Here is a 17,320-nt window from a genome sequence, read left to right as displayed (position 1 = left end):
GGCCTCCGGGCGTTAGACGTTCATCAGCAGATGTTCACGTTCCCAAGGCGAGATGACCTGTAGGAACTCCTCATATTCCGCTCGCTTCACAATGGAATAGACGCGGGCGAAATCCGGGCCCAAAGCCTCGTGCAGCTCTGTCGCCTCCTCGAAAAGGTCGAGCGCTTGGCCCAGAACTTGCGGAATATCCCCTTCGCCGACATAGGCATCGCCCTTGAATTCGGGCAGCGGGTCTTTCTGCTGGATCAGCCCCAGATAGCCGCAGGCAAGGCTGGCGGCGATGCCGAGGTAGGGGTTGCAGTCCATCCCGGCGAGACGGTTTTCCACCCGGCGCGACTTTGGCCCCGAGAGCGGCACGCGAATGCCCGTGGTACGGTTGTCGCGGCCCCATTCAAGGTTGATCGGCGCGGCGTGATCCTTGACGTAGCGACGGTAGGAATTGACATAGGGCGCGATCACGGCGAGCGCGCTCGGCATGTGGTTTTGCAAACCGGCGATGAAATGGCGGAAGGGGGCGGTCTCTTCGCCTTCGGCATCGACAAAGATGTTTTCGCCGGTTTTCACATCCAGCACCGAATGGTGGATATGCATGGCGCTGCCCGGCTCATCGGCGATGGGTTTGGCCATGAAGGTGGCGTAGCATTCATGCCGCATCGCCGCTTCGCGGATCAGCCGTTTGAAATAGAACACCTCATCGGCCAGCCGCACCGGATCACCATGTTGCAGGTTGATCTCAAGCTGGCCTGCGCCGCCCTCTTGGGTGATGCCGTCGATCTCGAAACCCTGCGCCTCGGCAAAGTCGTAGATGTCGTCGATCACGGGGCCGAATTCATCCACCGCGGTCATCGAATAGGCCTGACGCGCCGCTGCCGGACGGCCCGAGCGGCCCATCATCGGCAGGATTTCCTTGGCCGGGTCGATGTTGCGGGCCACAAGAAAAAATTCCATCTCGGGGGCCACGACCGGCTCCCACCCCTTGTCGCGGTAAAGCTGCACCACGCGTTTGAGCACATTGCGCGGCGAATAGGCCACCGGCTTGTCGTTGCGGTCATAGGCGTCGTGGATGACCTGAAGCGTCCAATCGCCGGTCCAAGGTGCGGCGGTGGCCGTGTCCATATCCGGGCGCAGGATCATGTCTTTTTCGATGAAACCGTCATCGCCCGCCGCTTCGCCCCATTCGCCGGTGATGGTCTGGTAGAAGATGCTGTCGGGCAGGTGGAAATATTCTTGCCGCGCGAATTTCGACGCCGGGACGGCTTTGCCCCGGGCGATGCCGGGCAGGTCGGGGATGATACATTCCACTTCGTCCAGACGCCGGCCCTCAAGATAGGCGCGCGCCGCTTCGGGTAGTGCTTCTGTCCAATCCTCGGCCATCAGGCCCTCTCTTTCCTGTTGTCTTTAAAGAATGCGGCCATTTGGTCCGCGATTTTTTGGTTGTCGATGGGGCCGCCCAAGGCGGCTGTCGCCTGCTCCAGCAGATGCTCGGGCACCACGCCCTTGCCACGGGTTTTGATCAAGCCGTCGATGAAGTCATGGCCGAATTCGGGATGCGGCTGCACCGTCCAGATGCGGTCGTCATAGGCCAGCGCTGCATAGGCGCAAAAGTCAGATGAGGCGACGACACGCGCGCCTTCGGGCAGTTCCACGATCTGATCCTGATGCCATGCGTTCAGCGCTAGTTTGTCACCGTCCATATCGTATTCGGTGCGGCCAATGGACCAGCCGTTGGTAAACTTCTCGACCTTGCCGCCAAGCGCTTGGGCGATGATCTGATGCCCAAAGCAGACGCCGATCAGGGGGCGGCCATCGGCATAGGTCTGGCGGATGAACTCCTCCAGCGGCGGGATCCAATCGTGATCCTCATAGGCGCCGTGTTTCGATCCGGTGATCAGCCAGCCGTCGGCCTGCGTCACGCTGTCGGGCAGGATGCCATCGACGACCGACCAGATTTGAAAGTCAAACCCTTGGCCATCCAGCAGTTTGGTGAACATCTCCCCATAGTCGCCGAGCTGTTCGCGAAAGTCATCGGGGGAGTGGCCGGTTTGCAGAATGCCGATTTTCATGTGTCACCTGTTACACAGTGTCGAGGTAGATCTCGACCTGTTCCTCTGGGGTCAATTCCTGCATGTAATGCAATTCTTGGCGTTTGGTCAGCACGAAGTTGCGGATCATCTCGGGCGCGAAGATGCGCGCCACATGGGGGCAACTTTCAAACAGGTCGATGGCGGTTTTCCAATCGCTCGGCATGCGCGGCAATTCGGCGGCATAGGCGTTGCCGGTGATCGGGGCGGGCGGCTCAAGCGCATCTTCGATCCCGTTGAGCGCTGCACCCAGCACGGCGGCGAGCATCAGATAGGGGTTCACATCCCCGCCCGAGACGCGGTGTTCGATGCGCCGCGCCTTGTGGCTGCCCGAGGGGATGCGGATCGCGGCGGTGCGGTTCTCATAGGCCCAGCAAACCCCGGTGGGCGCATGGGATTCCGGCACCATCCGGTCAAAGCTATTGGCATGCGGGCAAAAGACCAGCGCCGAGCCCTGCATCGCGTTCATGCAGCCCGCCACAGCATGGCGCAAGGTGTCGGTCCCCTTCGGTCCGCCATCGTCGAAGATGTTGTCGCCATTTTCATCCAGCACCGAGAAATGGGTGTGCAGGCCGGAGCCGGAGTAATCCTCGTAAGGTTTCGCCATAAAGCTTGCGGCAAAGCCGTGCCGCCGTGCCAGACCCTTGACCAGCATCTTGAACAGCCATGCGTCATCGGCGGCGCGCAGGGCGTCATCGCAATGCATGAGGTTGATCTCGAACTGACCCAGACCCGCCTCGGAAATGGCGGTGTCGGCGGGGATGTCCATCTCTTCGCAGGCGTCATAAAGATCGGTGAAGAACAGATCGAACTGGTCGAGCGCGCGGATCGACATCGTCTCGGCCGCTTTGCGCCGCTTGCCCGACCGGGGGGAGACGGGCACCTGAAGGTTGCGGCCCGAATCGTCGATCAGGAAGAATTCCAGCTCAACGGCGCAGACCGGCGTCAGCCCGCGCGCCTTGTAGCGATCCAGCACCGCGCGCAGCGCATGGCGCGGATCGCCGGGATAGGGGCGGCCATCTTCGCGGAACATCCAGATGGGCAGCAGGGCCGAGGGCGCGTCGAGCCATGGCATCGGCATGAAGCCCCGCTCGGTCGGTTTCAGCACGCCATCCGCATCGCCCGTTTCGAACACCAGCGGACTGTCGTCGATATCCTCGCCCCAGATGTCGAGGTTCAACACTGAGACGGGAAAGCGGGTGCCTTCGGTCGTGACCTTATCGGCAAAACGCGAGGGGATGCGCTTGCCCCGGGCTTGGCCATTGAGGTCTGCGGCGGCCACACGAATGGTGCGGACCTGAGGATTTTTGCGAAGCCAGTTGTTCATACATCACCTGAAAGGGCGGTGGGCATGTCACAAAGCGGTTCGCCCGGGGGCAAAAGCGGTTGGCGCCCACGCGCCGCGTAATTTGATCAAATAATGGATACTACCGGATCAAATTAGGACGCAAGCGAATTTTACGGCGTTGCGCCTGGGGCAGGTGGCGGTTGAGGCGGGAATTGATCAAACCGAAGACGCCGATGATGCAGAGCGTCAGAAGGATGAAATAACCGGCAAGAATGGGATAGGGGACGAAGGGGTTGAAGGTCTTATCCGCGAAATAGCTGGCGTAATAAAGCGCGTCACCGCGCTGTTGCCATGCCGGGAAACCGCTGAAAAACACCAGTGTCGTGGCGTGAAACAGGAAAATCGCCTCATTCGTATAGGCGGGCCAAGCGAGCCGCAGCGAGGTGGGCCAGATCACCCGGCGAAAGCGCGACCAGCCCGACAGACCATAGGCATCCGCGGCCTCCACATCGCCCTTGGGGATGGATTGCAGCGCGCCGTAAAAAATTTCGCCCGAATATGCGGCAGTGTTGAGAAAGAGCACGATCAACGCGCCCAGCCATGCCGCCGTGAAGGGGGCGAAGAAGGCGTATTCCGATTTCAGCGACAGAAACAGGAAGTAGCCAAAGAAGAACTGGATGAAGAGCGGCGAGCCGCGGAAGATGAAGATGAACCACTCCGCCGGTTTGCGGAACCACGGGTTCGCGCTGGCCTTGCCAACGCCGAGCGCCGTCGCAAAGAAAAAGCCGGTCAGCAAAGCGACGACGCCAAAATATACGTTCCAGATCATGCCCGAGCCAATCAGCGTGAACTGCTCGCAAAGCGTGAAACCGTCGCGCGGCAGCAGCCGCTCGCCATAGCCCAAGGACCGCAGGCCGTAGTCCTGAATCGTTTGCAGACAGCTCATGCGTCGGCCCTCCGCTGGGCTTCGCCGCCGGTGGTGGCTTGGCCGCGTGTCAGTCGTTTCATCAGACGGTCCAACGTGATCTCGGAAATGCGGGTGAAGAGCAGGTAGAACACCAGCAGCGCGAGGAAGTACCACATGCGCCAGTCAGGGTGCGGGTAATCGGTAAAGCGCGGCGTCTTGGTGCCGCCCAGTTCACGCGCCCAATAGACGATATCTTCGACCCCCAGCAGGAACAGCAGCGGCGTGGCCTTGATCAACACCATCCACAGGTTGCTGAGGCCGGGCAGGGCATAGACCCACATCTGCGGCACCAGTACCCGCCAGAAGGTCTGGCGATGGTTCATGCCGTAAGCCTCGGCTGTTTCAAGCTGCGCCTGTGGCACGGCGCGCATCGCACCGAACAGCACATTGGCCGCAAAGGCGCCGAAAACGATGGCAAAGGTAAAGACGGCGAGGCCGAAGCCATAGGTCTCATGCACCCATTGGGCGGCATTGCCCAAGGGCATCTTGGCTTCTTGGCAGACGACGAAGTCGCTGCCTTGGCGGATCGGCATATCCCAATCGGGGCAAAGCACCTTGTGGCGCAGATACTCGATGCCCTGATCGAGCGCGATCACGAAAAACAGGAAAAAGGCGATATCCGGCACACCGCGCACCAGCGCGATATAGCCCTTGCCGACCCAGCTGAGCGGCGCGAAACGCGCGCGTGCCATCATGGCCCCGCCAAAGCCGAAGGCCAGTGCCACGGGGGCGGTAACCGCCAAAAGCAGCAGGACCTTCAGGAAGGACAGGTAGAAGGACATATGGACGCCGGTGGTCAGGTAACAGGCGGTCCAGAGCCAGTCATTCAGGGTCGACGGATCGGTGCAGAAAGAGAACATGGGCCCCCGTGGGCTGATCTGCGCGCGGGGCCCGCGCAGGCGTGGTCAGGCGCGCCGCGACGGGCGCGCCTGAGATGGAATCACTCGTAGGTGGTGGTGTCTTCGCCGAACCACTTCTTGAGCATCTCGTTGAGGGTACCGTCTTCCTTCATCTCGGTGATGACGGCGTCGAAGGTGTCGCGCAGTTCGGTGTCGGACTGGCGCAGGCCCATGCCGATGCCACCGCCGAGCGGCACATCGTCGCCCACGAACATCAGCTCACCGCCGGATTCCTCGACGATCGGCACGAGGTAATCTTTGTCGGCGAAGACCGCGTCGGCCTCACCGTTGCGCACGGCGGCGACGGTCTCTTCCGGGGTCGCGAATTCGATCAGCGTGGCGCCGCTTTCGGCGACATAGCCCGCTTGGATGGTCGCGGTCTGACCGGCGACAACGCCGCCTTCGAGATCCGCGTCCTCAGATGCCGCCACATAGGCCGAGGCGGTGGGCGGATAGTAGTTCTGCGTGAAGGCGATGACTTCCTTACGCTCGTCGGTGATGCTCATGCCCGCCATGATGGTGTCGTAGTTGCCCGACACGAGGTTGGGGATGATGCTGTCCCAGTCGTTCTTGACCCATTCGCAGGTCAGCTCAGCGCGCTCGCACAGCTCGTCGCCCAGCTCACGCTCGAACCCGTCGACTTCGCCGGCGTCGTTGATGAAGTTGTAGGGGGGGTAGGCGCCCTCGGTGCCCATGCGGATGGTTTTGCCATGGGCTTCGGCCATCGCGAAGCCAGCGGTCATGCTGAGCGCGACGCTTGCCAGTAGGATCTTTTTCATTTGGTAACTCCCTTTGGTTCTTGTTTACGCAGGCTGGGTTGCCGAAAGGAACCCACGCAGACGTTCCGATTTGGGCGCGCCGAAGACTTCTTCGGGCGTCCCTTGTTCTTCGATCAGACCTTGGTGCAAAAAGACGACATGATCGCTGACATCGGCGGCCAGCTTCATGTCATGGGTCACGATCACCATCGTGCGCCCCTCTGCGGCCAGATCCTTGATAACCTTGACGACTTCCTGTTCCAACTCGGGGTCGAGCGCGCTGGTCGGCTCATCGAACAGCAGCGCCTCGGGCTCCATGCACAGTGCACGGGCAATCGCGGCACGCTGTTGCTGGCCACCGGAAAGCTGCGCCGGGTAGACATCGCATTTGTCGCCGATCCCGACCTTTTCCAGATAGCCGCGCGCGGCGCGTTCCACCTCGGCCCGGTCGCGGCCCAGTACGGTCAGCGGCGCTTCCATCACGTTTTGCAGGATCGACATATGCGCCCAGAGATTGAACTGCTGGAACACCATCGACAGGTTGGTGCGGATGCGCAGCACCTGTTTGGCGTCCGCCGGGCAGCGCTGGTGGCCGTCGCCCTTCCACCGCACCGGTTCGCCCTTAAAGATCACCTCGCCCTGTTGGCTGTCTTCCAACAAGTTGCAGCAGCGCAGCAGGGTCGATTTGCCCGAGCCGGAGGACCCGATGAGCGAGATCACATGGCCACGCGGGGCGGTCAGATCGACCCCTTTGAGAACCTCCAGCGCGCCATAGGCCTTGTGGAGGTTCTTGATCTGGATAACCGGGGTGTCTGTGGTCACGGAAACTGTCGCCAATCTGTCATTTCAGTGCGCTATAAAGCGACGAATCGACGGAAATTGCAACGCAGAGTTTGCCCCGGGTTGCATCACAGTCCCGGTGCTGACGCTAGGTCAGTTTTCTTTGGCAACACGCTGGCGGGCCATGGCGCTGTCGGTATCTGTGACGCCCAGGAGGTTCGACACCAGCCGCAGCAACGCGTCTTCTTCGTCGGAACGGCTGCCGTCGGCCAGAACCACCTGCCAAAGCGCCTCGATGACCTCCAGCCGGTGCTCATAGGGCACCGCATCCTTGATCGCGCGGGTAAAGCGCACGGTGTCGGGGGCTTGGGCCTCCAGCGCCTCGGCCTCTTTACGCAGGGCGGTGGCGTCGGCCTCGTTCAGGCCGTAGCGCTCGGCGGCGATCCGGTCGATCAGACGCCGTTCGCTCATCGCGTAGTCATTGTCAGACCGGGCGATGCGCACCAAAAGCGCGGTCAGCGCGAGGCGGGCGTCATTATCGGCCAATGGATCGGGTTCGGGCTGGGTAAGCCGTTTGAGAAAGTCACCAAACATATATGCGTCATCATCCTGCTGCGGGAAAAGGGAATGTCATAGCTCGTTCAAAGCGTTGGCGCGGGCCGCGGCCATATCCTCATCCGACAGGCCAAGCGCGGTTTCGATGGCGACAAGCTGGATCTCCTCGTCATCATTGCGCGCCCCGTCCGAAAGGGCCACCTGCCACATCGCTTCGCCCAATGCCTTGCGGTCGGCATAGTCGACCTCTTCGCGCAGGATGCGGGTGAACTCCGGCGTGCCGGGGGCGTCGCGCTCAAGCGCTTCGCAAGTGGCACGCAGTTTCGCCGCCTCGATGGGTTTGAGGCCAAAGGTCTGCGCCAGAATGAGGTCGATCTGGCCAATCTCAGAGGCGCGATAGTTGCGATCGGCAAAGGCCACACGCACCAAAAGCGCGCCCAGTGCCAGTTGGGCATTGGGCTGCGGCAAAGGTTTCGGCTGTGCCTTGCGGCGGGGGAAAAGTCGGTTCAGCATGGGGCTCACTTATCGCAGGAAACAGGGTCGCCATAGAGGAAACTGCGCACCGGGGGCGCGGGTTCCTGCAGGGGGCCGCATCGGCTTAGCCGTCATAGCCTTCGACGATCACCAAAGACCCGTCCGCCACGTTCAGGCGAATGTCTTTCGCCCGCTGGTAGCCGGGGCTTTCGTAACAAGCGACCGCATCGGCGTAGCTGTCGAATTCCAAAACAACGGTGCGGGCGCGCATCTGCCCTTCGCGGATCTGCTGGGTGCCGCCGCGAACAAGGAAGCGTGCGCCGTAATCCGCAAAGGGTTTGGCATTGGCAGCACGGTATTTGTCGTAAATCGCAGTGTCGTGGATATCCATGGTGGCGATCCAATAGCCCTTTGGCATCTGTTATCTCTCCTGTTGGGTCAAGGTGGCGAAACGGGCGGTGAGGTTCTTTGCCTCATTGTCGAGCCCGTAGGGGGGATTGATCACGAACATGCCCGAGCCGACCATACCATGCCCGGGCCGCGCGGGGGGAAAGCGCACTTCGTGGCGCAGCGCATCGGGGTGGTTGGCGGTGAGCTTGTCGAGCATCGGCTCATGCGCGCGATTGGTCAGGATCGGATACCACAGCGCGATGATGCCCACGTTCCAAGCGCGGTTGAGTTTGGCGATCTGGCGCGGAATGGTCTCGTAATCGGTTTTGATCTCGTAAGAGGGGTCGATCAGCAGCATCCCCCGGCGCGGTGTTGGCGGGGTGAGGGCAAAGGCCATCTCGAACCCGTCGCTGAGGTGGCATTTCGCGGGGTAGGGCGACATCGCTAGATCAAGGGCGCTGTGTTCTTGCGGGTGCAACTCGGCCAGATGGATGCGGTCATCGGGGCGCAGCAGTTTCGCGGCCAGCAGGGGAGAGCCGGGGTAGGCGCGCGGGCCGTGGGCCTCGCGCAGCGCTTCCAGAACCTGCCTGTAAGGGTGATCTGGGGCGAACCAATCGCGCACCTTGTCGATGCCCTGCCGCGCCTCGCCGGTCTTTTCCGCCGCCGCATCCGACAGGTCATAGAGCGCCCGGCCTGCATGGGTTTCCAGATAGGTGAGCGGTTTGTCCTTGCGGGTAAGATAGGACAGCATCCACGCCAAAAGCGCGTGTTTCTGCACGTCTGCAAGGTTTCCGGCGTGGTAAATGTGTTGATAGCTCAGCATGGCCTAGCTGTAGCGGAGTGGTTGGCGGGTGCAACGTGAAAGAGGGGGGAGGGCCAGCGCCTGTCCGCGGGTGGGCGAACCAAACCGCGATCCATGCCACTTTATGGTGCTACCGTGATGTGTTCTCGCAGAAGTACGCGCCCGTCGCGAAATCGCCTACCCGACGCACCGCAGGTGCGCCGAATGAATGATGGCACGCCTACGGCGTGGCGGGCGGGCAGGCGATGGCCCGGCGCCTGCGGCTTGATTCCGGGCCTTTTAGTGGTTGCCCGGCAGAAAAAAGGCCCGGCGCAAAACGCACGGGCCTCAAGAGCTTATACCAACCGCGACACATCCTTGGCGGCGCGCACGAAATCCTTGAACAGGGGGTGCGGGTCGAAGGGCTTGGACTTCAGCTCAGGGTGGAACTGAACGCCGATGAACCACGGGTGATCCGACCATTCGACAATCTCAGGCAGCTTGCCGTCGGGCGACATGCCCGAGAACTTCAGCCCGGCCTTCTCAAGCTGGTCCTTATAGGCGATGTCGACCTCGTAGCGGTGGCGGTGGCGCTCGTCGATGGTGGTGGTGCCATAGGCTTCGGCCACGCGCGACCCTTCGACCAGCGTCGCGTCATAGGCGCCCAAACGCATGGTGCCGCCCTTGTCGTCATCGACTTTGCGCGCCACCTTGTGGTTGCCCTGAACCCATTCCTTGAGGTGATAAACCACCGGCTCAAAACGCTTTTTCCCGGCTTCATGGTCGAATTCCTCCGACCCTGCCGTTTTCAGACCCGCCACGTTGCGCGCCGCTTCGATCACGGCCATCTGCATGCCAAGGCAGATGCCCAGATAGGGCACCTTATGCTCGCGGGCATATTGCGCGGCCTTGATCTTGCCCTCGGTCCCGCGCTCACCAAAGCCGCCGGGGACGAGGATCGCGTGGAACCCTTCGAGATGCGGGCCGGGGTCTTCGCTGTCGAAAATCTCGGCATCGACCCATTCGACTTTGACCTTCACCCGGTTCGCCATGCCGCCATGGGTCAGTGCCTCGGCGATGGATTTATAGGCGTCTTCAAGCTGAGTGTATTTGCCGACGATGGCGACTTTGACTTCGCCCTCGGGGTTGTAAATGCGGTCGGCCACATCTTCCCAACGCGACAGGTTCGGCTTGGGCGCGGGGGTGATCTGGAAGGCATCCAGAACCGCCTGATCCAGCCCCTCGCGGTGATAGGCGAGCGGGGCTTCGTAGATCGATTTCAAATCCTGCGCGGCGATCACCGAGTCCGGGCGCACGTTGCAGAAGAGCGCCAGCTTCTCACGCTCTTTGGCGGGGATCGGCCCTTCGGAGCGGCAAACCAGAATGTCGGGCGCGATGCCGATAGAGCGGAGTTCTTTGACCGAGTGCTGCGTCGGCTTGGTCTTCAATTCGCCGCTGGCCTTGACGTAGGGGAGCAGCGTGAGGTGCATGAAGATACACTGGCCGCGCGGCTTGTCTTGGCTGAACTGGCGGATCGCCTCGAAGAAGGGAAGCCCCTCGATATCGCCCACGGTGCCGCCAATTTCGCAAAGCATGAAGTCGACCTCATCATCGCCAATGTCGATGAAGTCTTTGATTTCATTGGTAACGTGGGGGATCACCTGAATGGTCTTGCCCAGATAATCGCCGCGGCGCTCTTTCTCTAGCACGGTGGAGTAAACCCGGCCCGAGCTGATGCTGTCGGTCTTGCGCGCAGCAACACCGGTGAAACGTTCGTAATGCCCAAGGTCGAGGTCGGTCTCTGCGCCGTCATCTGTGACGAAGACCTCGCCATGCTCGAAGGGCGACATCGTGCCGGGATCGACGTTCAGATAGGGGTCCAGCTTGCGCAGACGTACCGAAAAACCGCGTGCCTGAAGCAAGGCACCCAAAGCCGCCGAGGCCAGACCCTTGCCCAGCGACGAGACCACACCGCCTGTGATGAAGATATAGCGTGCCATGTGATCGGAGACTCCCGTGAATTCAAAGTTTGTTGCAGGCAAAAACCAGCCAAACGCGCTGCGGAAAACCGCAACGCCACGGGATTTAAGCCTTACAGGATTCGTGCGTGTGAGGCAAGGCCTGCCGCAACATACAGTTGCGGAACCTGGCCGTGCCTCAAGGTTTTGTGTTCGTTAGCTTAATCGGCCGCAGGGACCAGCGGTGTGTTGCCATCCGCGGAAGGCGGCAGCAGATCGTCGCCCGCGGGCAGGGCCGGGCTGCCATCTTGGCTCTGGGCGGGCGGTGTCGCGCTCAGCCGGTCGATGACCGACGAGCCTGCGGATTTTTCCGCCGCGATGATGGTCAGCGTGATCGATGTGGCGATGAAACCGGCTGCTAGCGCCCAAGTCACCTTGCCCAATGCCGTGGCCGCCGCGCGGCCCGAAACGGCACCGCCGCCACCACCGCCCATGCCAAGGCCGCCGCCCTCGGACCGTTGCAGAAGTACCACGGCGATCAGGCCAAGAGCCAGAATCAGGTGAATGATCAGAACGACATTTTCCATGGGTACGACAGCTTTCGGTTTTGGTTGGCGGGTATCTATTCGTCTTTGCCCATGGGGGCAAGGGTGGATTGCCGCCGGGTGGCGATCGGATCAGGAGGGGGCGGCCTAAGGGATCAAAGGCACGCGCAAAGACCGCCGCATGGGGGCGACGGTCTTTTGAAGCAGTACTCAACCACAATATGTAAGAGGGCTATCCTGGAATTAAGGTGGTGCAGACTCGCTTCGTACATTCACTATAGCATGAAATGCGGGCAAATTCGCCCATATTCTTTGCAGAGAAATGAAGGGATTGCCCGTGATCGGCGATGGACAGCCGAGTGCCGCTGGGGCAGTCTGCCGCCATGCCACATGATCATTCGGACCACGACCACCCCCATGCCCTGCTGCCGCCCGAGCCTGCGCTCAGGGTCAAAGCGTTGGAGACGCTGCTGACGGCCAAGGGGCTTATCGACCCCGCCGCCTTGGATGAGATCATCGACACCTATGAAAACCGCATCGGCCCGCGCAACGGGGCCGAGGTCGTCGCCCGCGCCTGGAGCGATCCTGATTTCCACGCGGCGCTGCTTGAGGACGCGACCGCCGTGGTGGCCGAGATGGGGTTTTTCGGGCGGCAGGGCGAACATATGGTCGCGGTCGAAAATACGGATGAGGTGCATAATATTGTCGTCTGTACCTTGTGCTCTTGCTACCCTTGGCCGCTTTTGGGCATCCCGCCGGGCTGGTACAAATCCGATGCCTACCGCGCCCGCGTGGTGCGCGAGCCGCGCAAAGTGCTGGCTGAATTCGGCGTCGACCTGCCCGAAGAGACCGCCGTGCGCGTTTGGGATTCGACGGCTGAGGTGCGTTATCTGGTGATCCCGCAACGCCCGGCGGGGAGCGACGGCATGGATGTCGCCGCGCTGGCCGATCTTGTCACCCGCGACAGTATGATCGGCACCGGATTGGCGAAAGCGCCATGACCCGCGTGCATGACATGGGCGGACGTTTCGGCGATGGCGCGGTAGTGCCCGAGGGCGAAGATGTGGTCTTTCACGCCGATTGGCACCGCCGCGCGCTGGCGCTGACCTTGGCCACGGGGACGTTGGGCAAATGGAATATCGATGTGTCGCGCCATGCCCGCGAATGTCTGGCCCCGACCGATTACATGCGGTTCAGCTATTACGAGAAATGGATTGCCGGGGTGGCCGATATGCTGGTCGCCCGCGGGGTGGTCAGCCGTGAGGAACTCTCGGGCGAAGCCGCGCCCACGCCCAGCCCGCTAGCGGAAAAGGCGCTGAAACCGCCGCAGGTGGCCGGGGTGCTGGCCCGTGGTGGTCCGGCGGACCGCCCTTCGGACATCACGCCGCTCTTTTCGCCGGGCGACAGGGTCGTCACCCGCAAGCAGCCGGAAAACACCATTGTTCCGGGCGGGCACACCCGGCTGCCCGCCTATGCCGCGGGCGCTTCAGGGCGGGTGCTGCGGTTGCATGGCGCGCATGTTCTGCCTGATAGCAACGCCCATGATCTGGGCGAAGCGCCTGAGCCGCTTTACGCGGTGGCCTTCCCGGCCTCTGAACTTTGGGCGCACCCTGAACATCCCCGCGATGAGGTCGTGCTTGATCTCTGGCAAAGTTATCTGGAGGCCCCATGAGCGCCCCGGAACCCGTGTTCGAGGCGCCATGGCACGCGCAGCTTTTCGCGCTGACGGTGCATCTGAACGAAAGCGGCCTTTTCGACTGGCCCTTCTGGGCCGACCGCTTTGGCGCAACCTTGGCGCGCCACGGACTGACGCGGGCGTTGAACGGCGGGGAGGACTATTTCAACGCTTGGCTCGAAACCCTCGAAACCCTGTTGATCGACGCGGGCCATGCCCGCCCGGGTGATCTGCGCGCTCTGCGCGACGGGTGGGAGGCCGCCTATCTCAGCACCCCGCATGGCGAGCCGGTGCATCTGAAGGCGGGGCAAAGCGTCTAAATCCGCTCCCGCGTTTTTTCGAGTTTCACACGCCTGCCACTGTCGCTATACGGGCGCGGGACATCGCAAAGGAATATATCATGGCCAATGTCGTCGTTGTCGGCGCCCAATGGGGTGACGAGGGAAAAGGCAAGATCGTTGACTGGCTCAGCGAACGCGCCGATGTGATCGCACGCTTCCAAGGCGGGCATAACGCGGGCCACACTCTGGTCATCGACGGCAAGGTTTACAAGCTGCATGCGCTGCCTTCGGGCGTGGTGCGCGGCGGCAAGCTGTCTGTCATCGGCAATGGCGTGGTGCTGGACCCGTGGCACCTGCTGAAAGAGATCGAAACGATCGAAGGGCAGGGGGTTGTGATCAATCCCGAGAACCTGATGATCGCGGAAAACACGCCGCTGATCCTGCCCTTCCACGGTGAGCTTGACCGCGCCCGCGAAGAGGCGGCGAGCAAGGGCACCAAGATCGGCACCACCGGACGCGGCATCGGTCCGTGCTATGAGGACAAGGTTGGCCGCCGCGCCATCCGCGTGGCCGATCTGGCCGACGCCGCGACACTGGAAGCCCGCGTCGACCGCGCGCTGCAGCACCACGACCCGCTGCGCAAGGGGCTGGGGGTCGAGGCCATCGACCGCGACGCGCTGATCGCGCAACTGCAAGAAATCGCTCCGAAAATCCTGCGTTTCGCCGCCCCCGTCTGGAAGGTGCTGGCCGAGAAGCGCAAGGCGGGCAAGCGCATCCTTTTTGAGGGCGCACAGGGCGCACTTTTGGACATCGACTTTGGCACCTATCCCTTCGTCACCTCCTCGAACGTGATCGCGGGGCAAGCGGCGACCGGTGTGGGCCTTGGCCCCACCGCCATCGACTATGTGTTGGGCATCGTGAAGGCTTATACCACACGCGTTGGCGAAGGCCCTTTTCCGACCGAATTGGAAGACGCCGACGGTCAACGTCTGGGCGAACGCGGCCATGAGTTTGGCACCACCACCGGGCGCAAACGCCGCTGTGGTTGGTTCGACGCGGCGCTGCTGCGCCAGACCTGCGCGACCTCCGGTATCACTGGCATCTGTCTGACCAAGCTCGACGTGCTTGACGGCTTCGAGACGCTGAAGGTCTGCGTGGGCTACGAGTTGGACGGTGAACGGCTGGACTATCTGCCCACCGCCGCCGAGCAGCAGGCGCGGTGCACGCCCATCTACGAAGAGCTGCCGGGCTGGTCCGAATCGACCGAAGGCGCGCGCAGCTGGGCCGATCTTCCGGCCAATGCGATCAAATATGTGCGCCGGGTCGAAGAGTTGATCCAATGCCCCGTGGCCCTCGTCTCGACCTCGCCGGAGCGGGAGGACACCATTCTGGTGACCGACCCTTTCGCGGACTGATCTGATGGCGCTGAGCTACAAAGCACGTCGCCGTTGGGCGCTGGTGATCCTGCTGATCGGGCTGCCGAGCTATATCGCGGTGGCGGTCTGGACGGTGGCCCAATTCGACCGCCCGCCGGTGCTGCTTGAGCTTGGCATCTATGTCGCCCTTGGCATCGTCTGGGCACTGCCGTTCAAATTTGTCTTTAAAGGCATCGGACAGGCGGACCCGGACGCGGACGACGACCAGTAACACGCAATAAAAAAGCGCCCCGTGGGGCGCTTTTTCGTATCAGCACTGTGGCTGGGTTTAACCCACGGCGCGGTGATCGGGGCGGTAGCCGATTTCATCCGAAACGGTGAACCGCCCGCCTTTGATTTTCTCGATCTTACCTGCGCGCAGCAGTTGACCGAAGGAGCGCAGCCCGTCTTCGCGGGTGAAGTCCGGCAGCCCGATCGAGCGGACCTTGCCCATCAACTGCGGGCGGGAGAACTGGTCGCGCCCCTCGACAAAGGACATGTAAGACGCCGCCGCCTCAAGCAGTTCGGGCAGTTTGGTGGCGCCCATGTCGGCGGCGAAATCGGCAAAGCTTTCCGCGTCGGGGTTGGTTTTGACCGGCTCTACCACGGCGGCCACCCGGCGCGGACGCACGGGGCCCGCGCTGCGCAGCTTGTCGACGTCGATGCGCTGCTCGGCCACCAATTTCAGCGGCGCGGAGCGGGCATCGGCCTTGGGCCGCTCGGTCCGGGCCGGGCGGGTGACGGGGCGGCGCGGGCGGACCACATCGGCCAAGTCTTCGCGGTAGGCGTCATCCGAGGTCGCGGTGGTGGCGCGGCCCCCCATCGCTTCGTCGGCTTTCTTGGCGGCTACGGCGGCGCGCAGATGGGCAAAGGCATCGCGGCGCGTGGTGCTTTCGGCCTCGTCCATCTTGCTGTCGGTTTCCGCCATCAGGCGCGACATGTCGGGGCCGGTCTCATCGTCGATGGTGGGCAGGCTGTGGCGGGCCGCTTGAGCTGGCTCGGGCTGCTCTTCGACCGGCTCCGCTGCGGCTTCGACCTCTTCGGGCTCTTCCTGAGCGGGCGCCGCTTCCGCCTCGGCCATCTCAACCGCAGGCGCAGGCGTCTCTTCAGCCTCTTCCGGGGCGGCGGCACCGAGTTCGGCTTCCAAAGCGGCCAATTCGCGGGCCAGCTCGTCTTCATCCTCGGGCGACAGGGAAGAGCTGCGCTTTTCCTCTGTCTTCGCGGCAGGTGCCTCTTGCGGTGCCGGGTCCGAGACTTCTTCGAGATCGCCCCGCGCCACGGCGGCTTCGAGATGCGCGCGCTTGACCTTGATCACGCGCCCTTTGCGCGGCAGGTCGGCAGCGTCGATTTCGGGTGCGGCTTCGGCTTGGGCTTCGGCCTCAGGCTGTTCATCGGCCTCGGCGTCGAACAGGCTCTCGTCGGTCTCGGCGCTTTCCGCCTCATACTCCTCTTCGGCCTCAAGCCGGTTGAGGATATCGGCGAGATCGTCGTCCTCATCCTCCGCAGCCTCCTGCGTCATTTCGGTCGCTTCATCGGCCTCCAGCGCGTCTACGATGTCACGGCGGGCGGCGGCGATGGCGGCATGGCTCTCTTCCGGCGTTGCTTGCGTTTCGGCGGTGGCGCGGGCCACGGGCGCGGCTTCTTCCTCGTCATAGCCAGCCGCTTCGTCTTCGTCCTGCTGGGCGACGACGGCGCGGATGCGCTGCAGCTTCGCGGCGATGCTGTCGGCAGGGGCGGCGCTTGCGGCGGGCAGCTCTTCGACGCTGGCATCCTGCGCTTCGTCCTCGAAATGAGTCTGCGGCTGCGGGCTGGCGGCAAAGAAGGCTTCGGCTTCGCTGGTGTCCCCGGCTTCGGCAGCCGGTGCAGGCTTTGGGGCAGGCGCGGGCTCTTCGGCAGGCGCGGGCTCTTCAGCGGTCTCTGCGATCTGGGGTTCCGGCGTGGCGGGCGCTTCCACCGCGGCGGTGTCGGCGATCTCGGCCTTGAGGGGGGCGGGGGCCTCTTCCTCTACCGGCGCAGGCTGTGCTGCGACGGGGGCTTGCGGCGCTGCGGCCTCGGTTTGAGCCGGCGCGGCGGCGGGGGCCGCCGCTGGGGGCGCTTGGGTTGGAGCTTCGGCGCTTTGGTTCTCCAGCGCACTCAGTACGATCTTGCCTTCCTGCTCACGGGCTTGCACCCGGCGGGAAACTTCGCGCTGCGCGATCCGGGCGAGCATCTCGGCATCGGGTTGCGGTGGTTCGGCACCGAAGTAGCGGTCATCCGAGGCCAGATCGCGGAAATACTCGGCAATGGCCTTCATCGTGCCGAAGGAATCGTCGAAGCCTTCCAGCGTGCACGAAAAAGTGCCATAGGAGACCGTCAAGATTTTGTTGCTGTTCATCATCGGATGCTCGTCCTCTGCGGTGTTGCAGGTATCGTTTACCACGATGTCCAAGACCAAAGCGGCTCGAATCTGTGCCATTCAACGTATGATTTCAAG

Annotated in this window: 19 protein-coding genes; 5 read left to right on the top strand and 14 right to left on the bottom strand. The window is 62.7% G+C overall.

The genetic code is table 11. The features are described 5' to 3' along the window. Positions 1–12 precede the first annotated feature (12 nt). From ACGYK2_RS06050 to secG, 13 genes are all read right to left on the bottom strand, one after another. On the bottom strand, positions 13–1,374 hold the full coding sequence (locus ACGYK2_RS06050) for a glutamine synthetase family protein (RefSeq protein WP_067260991.1): 1,362 nt from the start codon (positions 1,372–1,374) through the stop codon (positions 13–15). Beyond that, positions 1,374–2,063, bottom strand: a complete 690-nt coding sequence (locus ACGYK2_RS06045; protein ID WP_271687872.1) for a type 1 glutamine amidotransferase — start codon at positions 2,061–2,063, stop codon at positions 1,374–1,376. Before ACGYK2_RS06045 ends, ACGYK2_RS06050 begins: the two co-directional genes overlap by 1 nt. 10 nt (positions 2,064–2,073) lie before the next feature. Continuing rightward, positions 2,074–3,408 (bottom strand): glutamine synthetase family protein, encoded by a 1,335-nt coding sequence (locus ACGYK2_RS06040; protein WP_209219006.1) that lies wholly within the window; start codon positions 3,406–3,408, stop codon positions 2,074–2,076. A 100-nt stretch (positions 3,409–3,508) separates the two neighbouring features. Then, positions 3,509–4,315, bottom strand: coding sequence for an ABC transporter permease (locus ACGYK2_RS06035; protein ID WP_067260997.1), 807 nt, complete (start codon positions 4,313–4,315; stop codon positions 3,509–3,511). Continuing rightward, a complete protein-coding gene (locus ACGYK2_RS06030; protein ID WP_271687870.1) occupies positions 4,312–5,196 on the bottom strand; it encodes an ABC transporter permease in 885 nt (294 codons plus the stop codon). Before ACGYK2_RS06030 ends, ACGYK2_RS06035 begins: the two co-directional genes overlap by 4 nt. Positions 5,197–5,276: 80 nt before the next feature. After that, entirely contained in the window at positions 5,277–6,014 is a 738-nt protein-coding gene (locus ACGYK2_RS06025) for a transporter substrate-binding domain-containing protein (protein ID WP_271687868.1), read from the bottom strand. A gap of 24 nt (positions 6,015–6,038) precedes the next feature. Continuing rightward, complete coding sequence (locus tag ACGYK2_RS06020) at positions 6,039–6,815, bottom strand: ABC transporter ATP-binding protein (protein WP_209219002.1); 777 nt, start codon at positions 6,813–6,815, stop codon at positions 6,039–6,041. A gap of 111 nt (positions 6,816–6,926) precedes the next feature. Then, entirely contained in the window at positions 6,927–7,367 is a 441-nt protein-coding gene (locus ACGYK2_RS06015; protein WP_209219001.1) for a TerB family tellurite resistance protein, read from the bottom strand. Positions 7,368–7,403: 36 nt separating this feature from the next. Continuing rightward, positions 7,404–7,841 (bottom strand): TerB family tellurite resistance protein, encoded by a 438-nt coding sequence (locus ACGYK2_RS06010; RefSeq protein ID WP_271687867.1) that lies wholly within the window; start codon positions 7,839–7,841, stop codon positions 7,404–7,406. Between the two features lie 85 nt (positions 7,842–7,926). Next, positions 7,927–8,220, bottom strand: coding sequence for a DUF1330 domain-containing protein (locus ACGYK2_RS06005; RefSeq protein ID WP_067261008.1), 294 nt, complete (start codon positions 8,218–8,220; stop codon positions 7,927–7,929). A gap of 3 nt (positions 8,221–8,223) precedes the next feature. Next, a complete protein-coding gene (locus ACGYK2_RS06000; protein WP_271687865.1) occupies positions 8,224–9,015 on the bottom strand; it encodes a 23S rRNA (adenine(2030)-N(6))-methyltransferase RlmJ in 792 nt (263 codons plus the stop codon). Positions 9,016–9,329: 314 nt separating this feature from the next. Further along, positions 9,330–10,973, bottom strand: a complete 1,644-nt coding sequence (locus ACGYK2_RS05995; RefSeq protein ID WP_067262354.1) for a CTP synthase — start codon at positions 10,971–10,973, stop codon at positions 9,330–9,332. Between the two features lie 179 nt (positions 10,974–11,152). Beyond that, positions 11,153–11,518 carry a preprotein translocase subunit SecG gene (gene secG / locus ACGYK2_RS05990; RefSeq protein WP_067262351.1) on the bottom strand — a complete coding sequence of 122 codons (366 nt, stop codon included), beginning with the start codon at positions 11,516–11,518 and terminating at the stop codon, positions 11,153–11,155. Between the two features lie 341 nt (positions 11,519–11,859). Here secG and nthA point away from each other — a divergent pair, with 341 nt between their 5' ends. The 5 genes from nthA to ACGYK2_RS05965 all read left to right on the top strand — a co-directional run bounded on the left by nthA (position 11,860) and on the right by ACGYK2_RS05965 (position 15,079). Then, on the top strand, positions 11,860–12,477 hold the full coding sequence (gene nthA / locus ACGYK2_RS05985; protein WP_271687863.1) for a nitrile hydratase subunit alpha: 618 nt from the start codon (positions 11,860–11,862) through the stop codon (positions 12,475–12,477). Further along, complete coding sequence (gene nthB / locus ACGYK2_RS05980) at positions 12,474–13,148, top strand: nitrile hydratase subunit beta (protein ID WP_271687862.1); 675 nt, start codon at positions 12,474–12,476, stop codon at positions 13,146–13,148. The genes nthA and nthB overlap by 4 nt, the downstream gene beginning before the upstream one ends. Next, the gene (locus ACGYK2_RS05975) at positions 13,145–13,471 is read left to right on the top strand and encodes a nitrile hydratase accessory protein (protein WP_271687861.1); all 327 of its coding nucleotides are present in this window, start codon (positions 13,145–13,147) and stop codon (positions 13,469–13,471) included. The genes nthB and ACGYK2_RS05975 overlap by 4 nt, the downstream gene beginning before the upstream one ends. 80 nt (positions 13,472–13,551) lie before the next feature. Then, entirely contained in the window at positions 13,552–14,847 is a 1,296-nt protein-coding gene (locus ACGYK2_RS05970; protein ID WP_271687860.1) for an adenylosuccinate synthase, read from the top strand. Between the two features lie 4 nt (positions 14,848–14,851). Then, on the top strand, positions 14,852–15,079 hold the full coding sequence (locus tag ACGYK2_RS05965) for a DUF2842 domain-containing protein (protein WP_067626583.1): 228 nt from the start codon (positions 14,852–14,854) through the stop codon (positions 15,077–15,079). Between the two features lie 57 nt (positions 15,080–15,136). On the opposite strand, the gene ACGYK2_RS05960 is transcribed toward ACGYK2_RS05965, so the two are convergent. Further along, on the bottom strand, positions 15,137–17,302 hold the full coding sequence (locus tag ACGYK2_RS05960; protein ID WP_276154885.1) for a hypothetical protein: 2,166 nt from the start codon (positions 17,300–17,302) through the stop codon (positions 15,137–15,139). Between the last annotated feature and the right edge of the window lie 18 nt (positions 17,303–17,320).

This window comes from Sulfitobacter sp. 1A10359, from assembly GCF_043558145.1.
Lineage (GTDB): Bacteria > Pseudomonadota > Alphaproteobacteria > Rhodobacterales > Rhodobacteraceae > Sulfitobacter > Sulfitobacter faviae.
The sequence above is the reverse complement of the archived record's forward strand: the minus strand, read 5'-3'. Positions and strand labels throughout refer to the sequence as shown.

Coding starts and splice junctions, on each gene's coding strand:
- ACGYK2_RS06050 (WP_067260991.1), bottom strand. CDS start 1,374: ATGGCCGAGGATTGGACAGAAGCACTACCCGAAGCGGCGCGCGCCTAT.
- ACGYK2_RS06045 (WP_271687872.1), bottom strand. CDS start 2,063: ATGAAAATCGGCATTCTGCAAACCGGCCACTCCCCCGATGACTTTCGC.
- ACGYK2_RS06040 (WP_209219006.1), bottom strand. CDS start 3,408: ATGAACAACTGGCTTCGCAAAAATCCTCAGGTCCGCACCATTCGTGTG.
- ACGYK2_RS06035 (WP_067260997.1), bottom strand. CDS start 4,315: ATGAGCTGTCTGCAAACGATTCAGGACTACGGCCTGCGGTCCTTGGGC.
- ACGYK2_RS06030 (WP_271687870.1), bottom strand. CDS start 5,196: ATGTTCTCTTTCTGCACCGATCCGTCGACCCTGAATGACTGGCTCTGG.
- ACGYK2_RS06025 (WP_271687868.1), bottom strand. CDS start 6,014: ATGAAAAAGATCCTACTGGCAAGCGTCGCGCTCAGCATGACCGCTGGC.
- ACGYK2_RS06015 (WP_209219001.1), bottom strand. CDS start 7,367: ATGTTTGGTGACTTTCTCAAACGGCTTACCCAGCCCGAACCCGATCCA.
- ACGYK2_RS06010 (WP_271687867.1), bottom strand. CDS start 7,841: ATGCTGAACCGACTTTTCCCCCGCCGCAAGGCACAGCCGAAACCTTTG.
- ACGYK2_RS06005 (WP_067261008.1), bottom strand. CDS start 8,220: ATGCCAAAGGGCTATTGGATCGCCACCATGGATATCCACGACACTGCG.
- ACGYK2_RS06000 (WP_271687865.1), bottom strand. CDS start 9,015: ATGCTGAGCTATCAACACATTTACCACGCCGGAAACCTTGCAGACGTG.
- ACGYK2_RS05995 (WP_067262354.1), bottom strand. CDS start 10,973: ATGGCACGCTATATCTTCATCACAGGCGGTGTGGTCTCGTCGCTGGGC.
- secG (WP_067262351.1), bottom strand. CDS start 11,518: ATGGAAAATGTCGTTCTGATCATTCACCTGATTCTGGCTCTTGGCCTG.
- nthA (WP_271687863.1), top strand. CDS start 11,860: ATGCCACATGATCATTCGGACCACGACCACCCCCATGCCCTGCTGCCG.
- nthB (WP_271687862.1), top strand. CDS start 12,474: ATGACCCGCGTGCATGACATGGGCGGACGTTTCGGCGATGGCGCGGTA.
- ACGYK2_RS05975 (WP_271687861.1), top strand. CDS start 13,145: ATGAGCGCCCCGGAACCCGTGTTCGAGGCGCCATGGCACGCGCAGCTT.
- ACGYK2_RS05970 (WP_271687860.1), top strand. CDS start 13,552: ATGGCCAATGTCGTCGTTGTCGGCGCCCAATGGGGTGACGAGGGAAAA.
- ACGYK2_RS05965 (WP_067626583.1), top strand. CDS start 14,852: ATGGCGCTGAGCTACAAAGCACGTCGCCGTTGGGCGCTGGTGATCCTG.
- ACGYK2_RS05960 (WP_276154885.1), bottom strand. CDS start 17,302: ATGGCACAGATTCGAGCCGCTTTGGTCTTGGACATCGTGGTAAACGAT.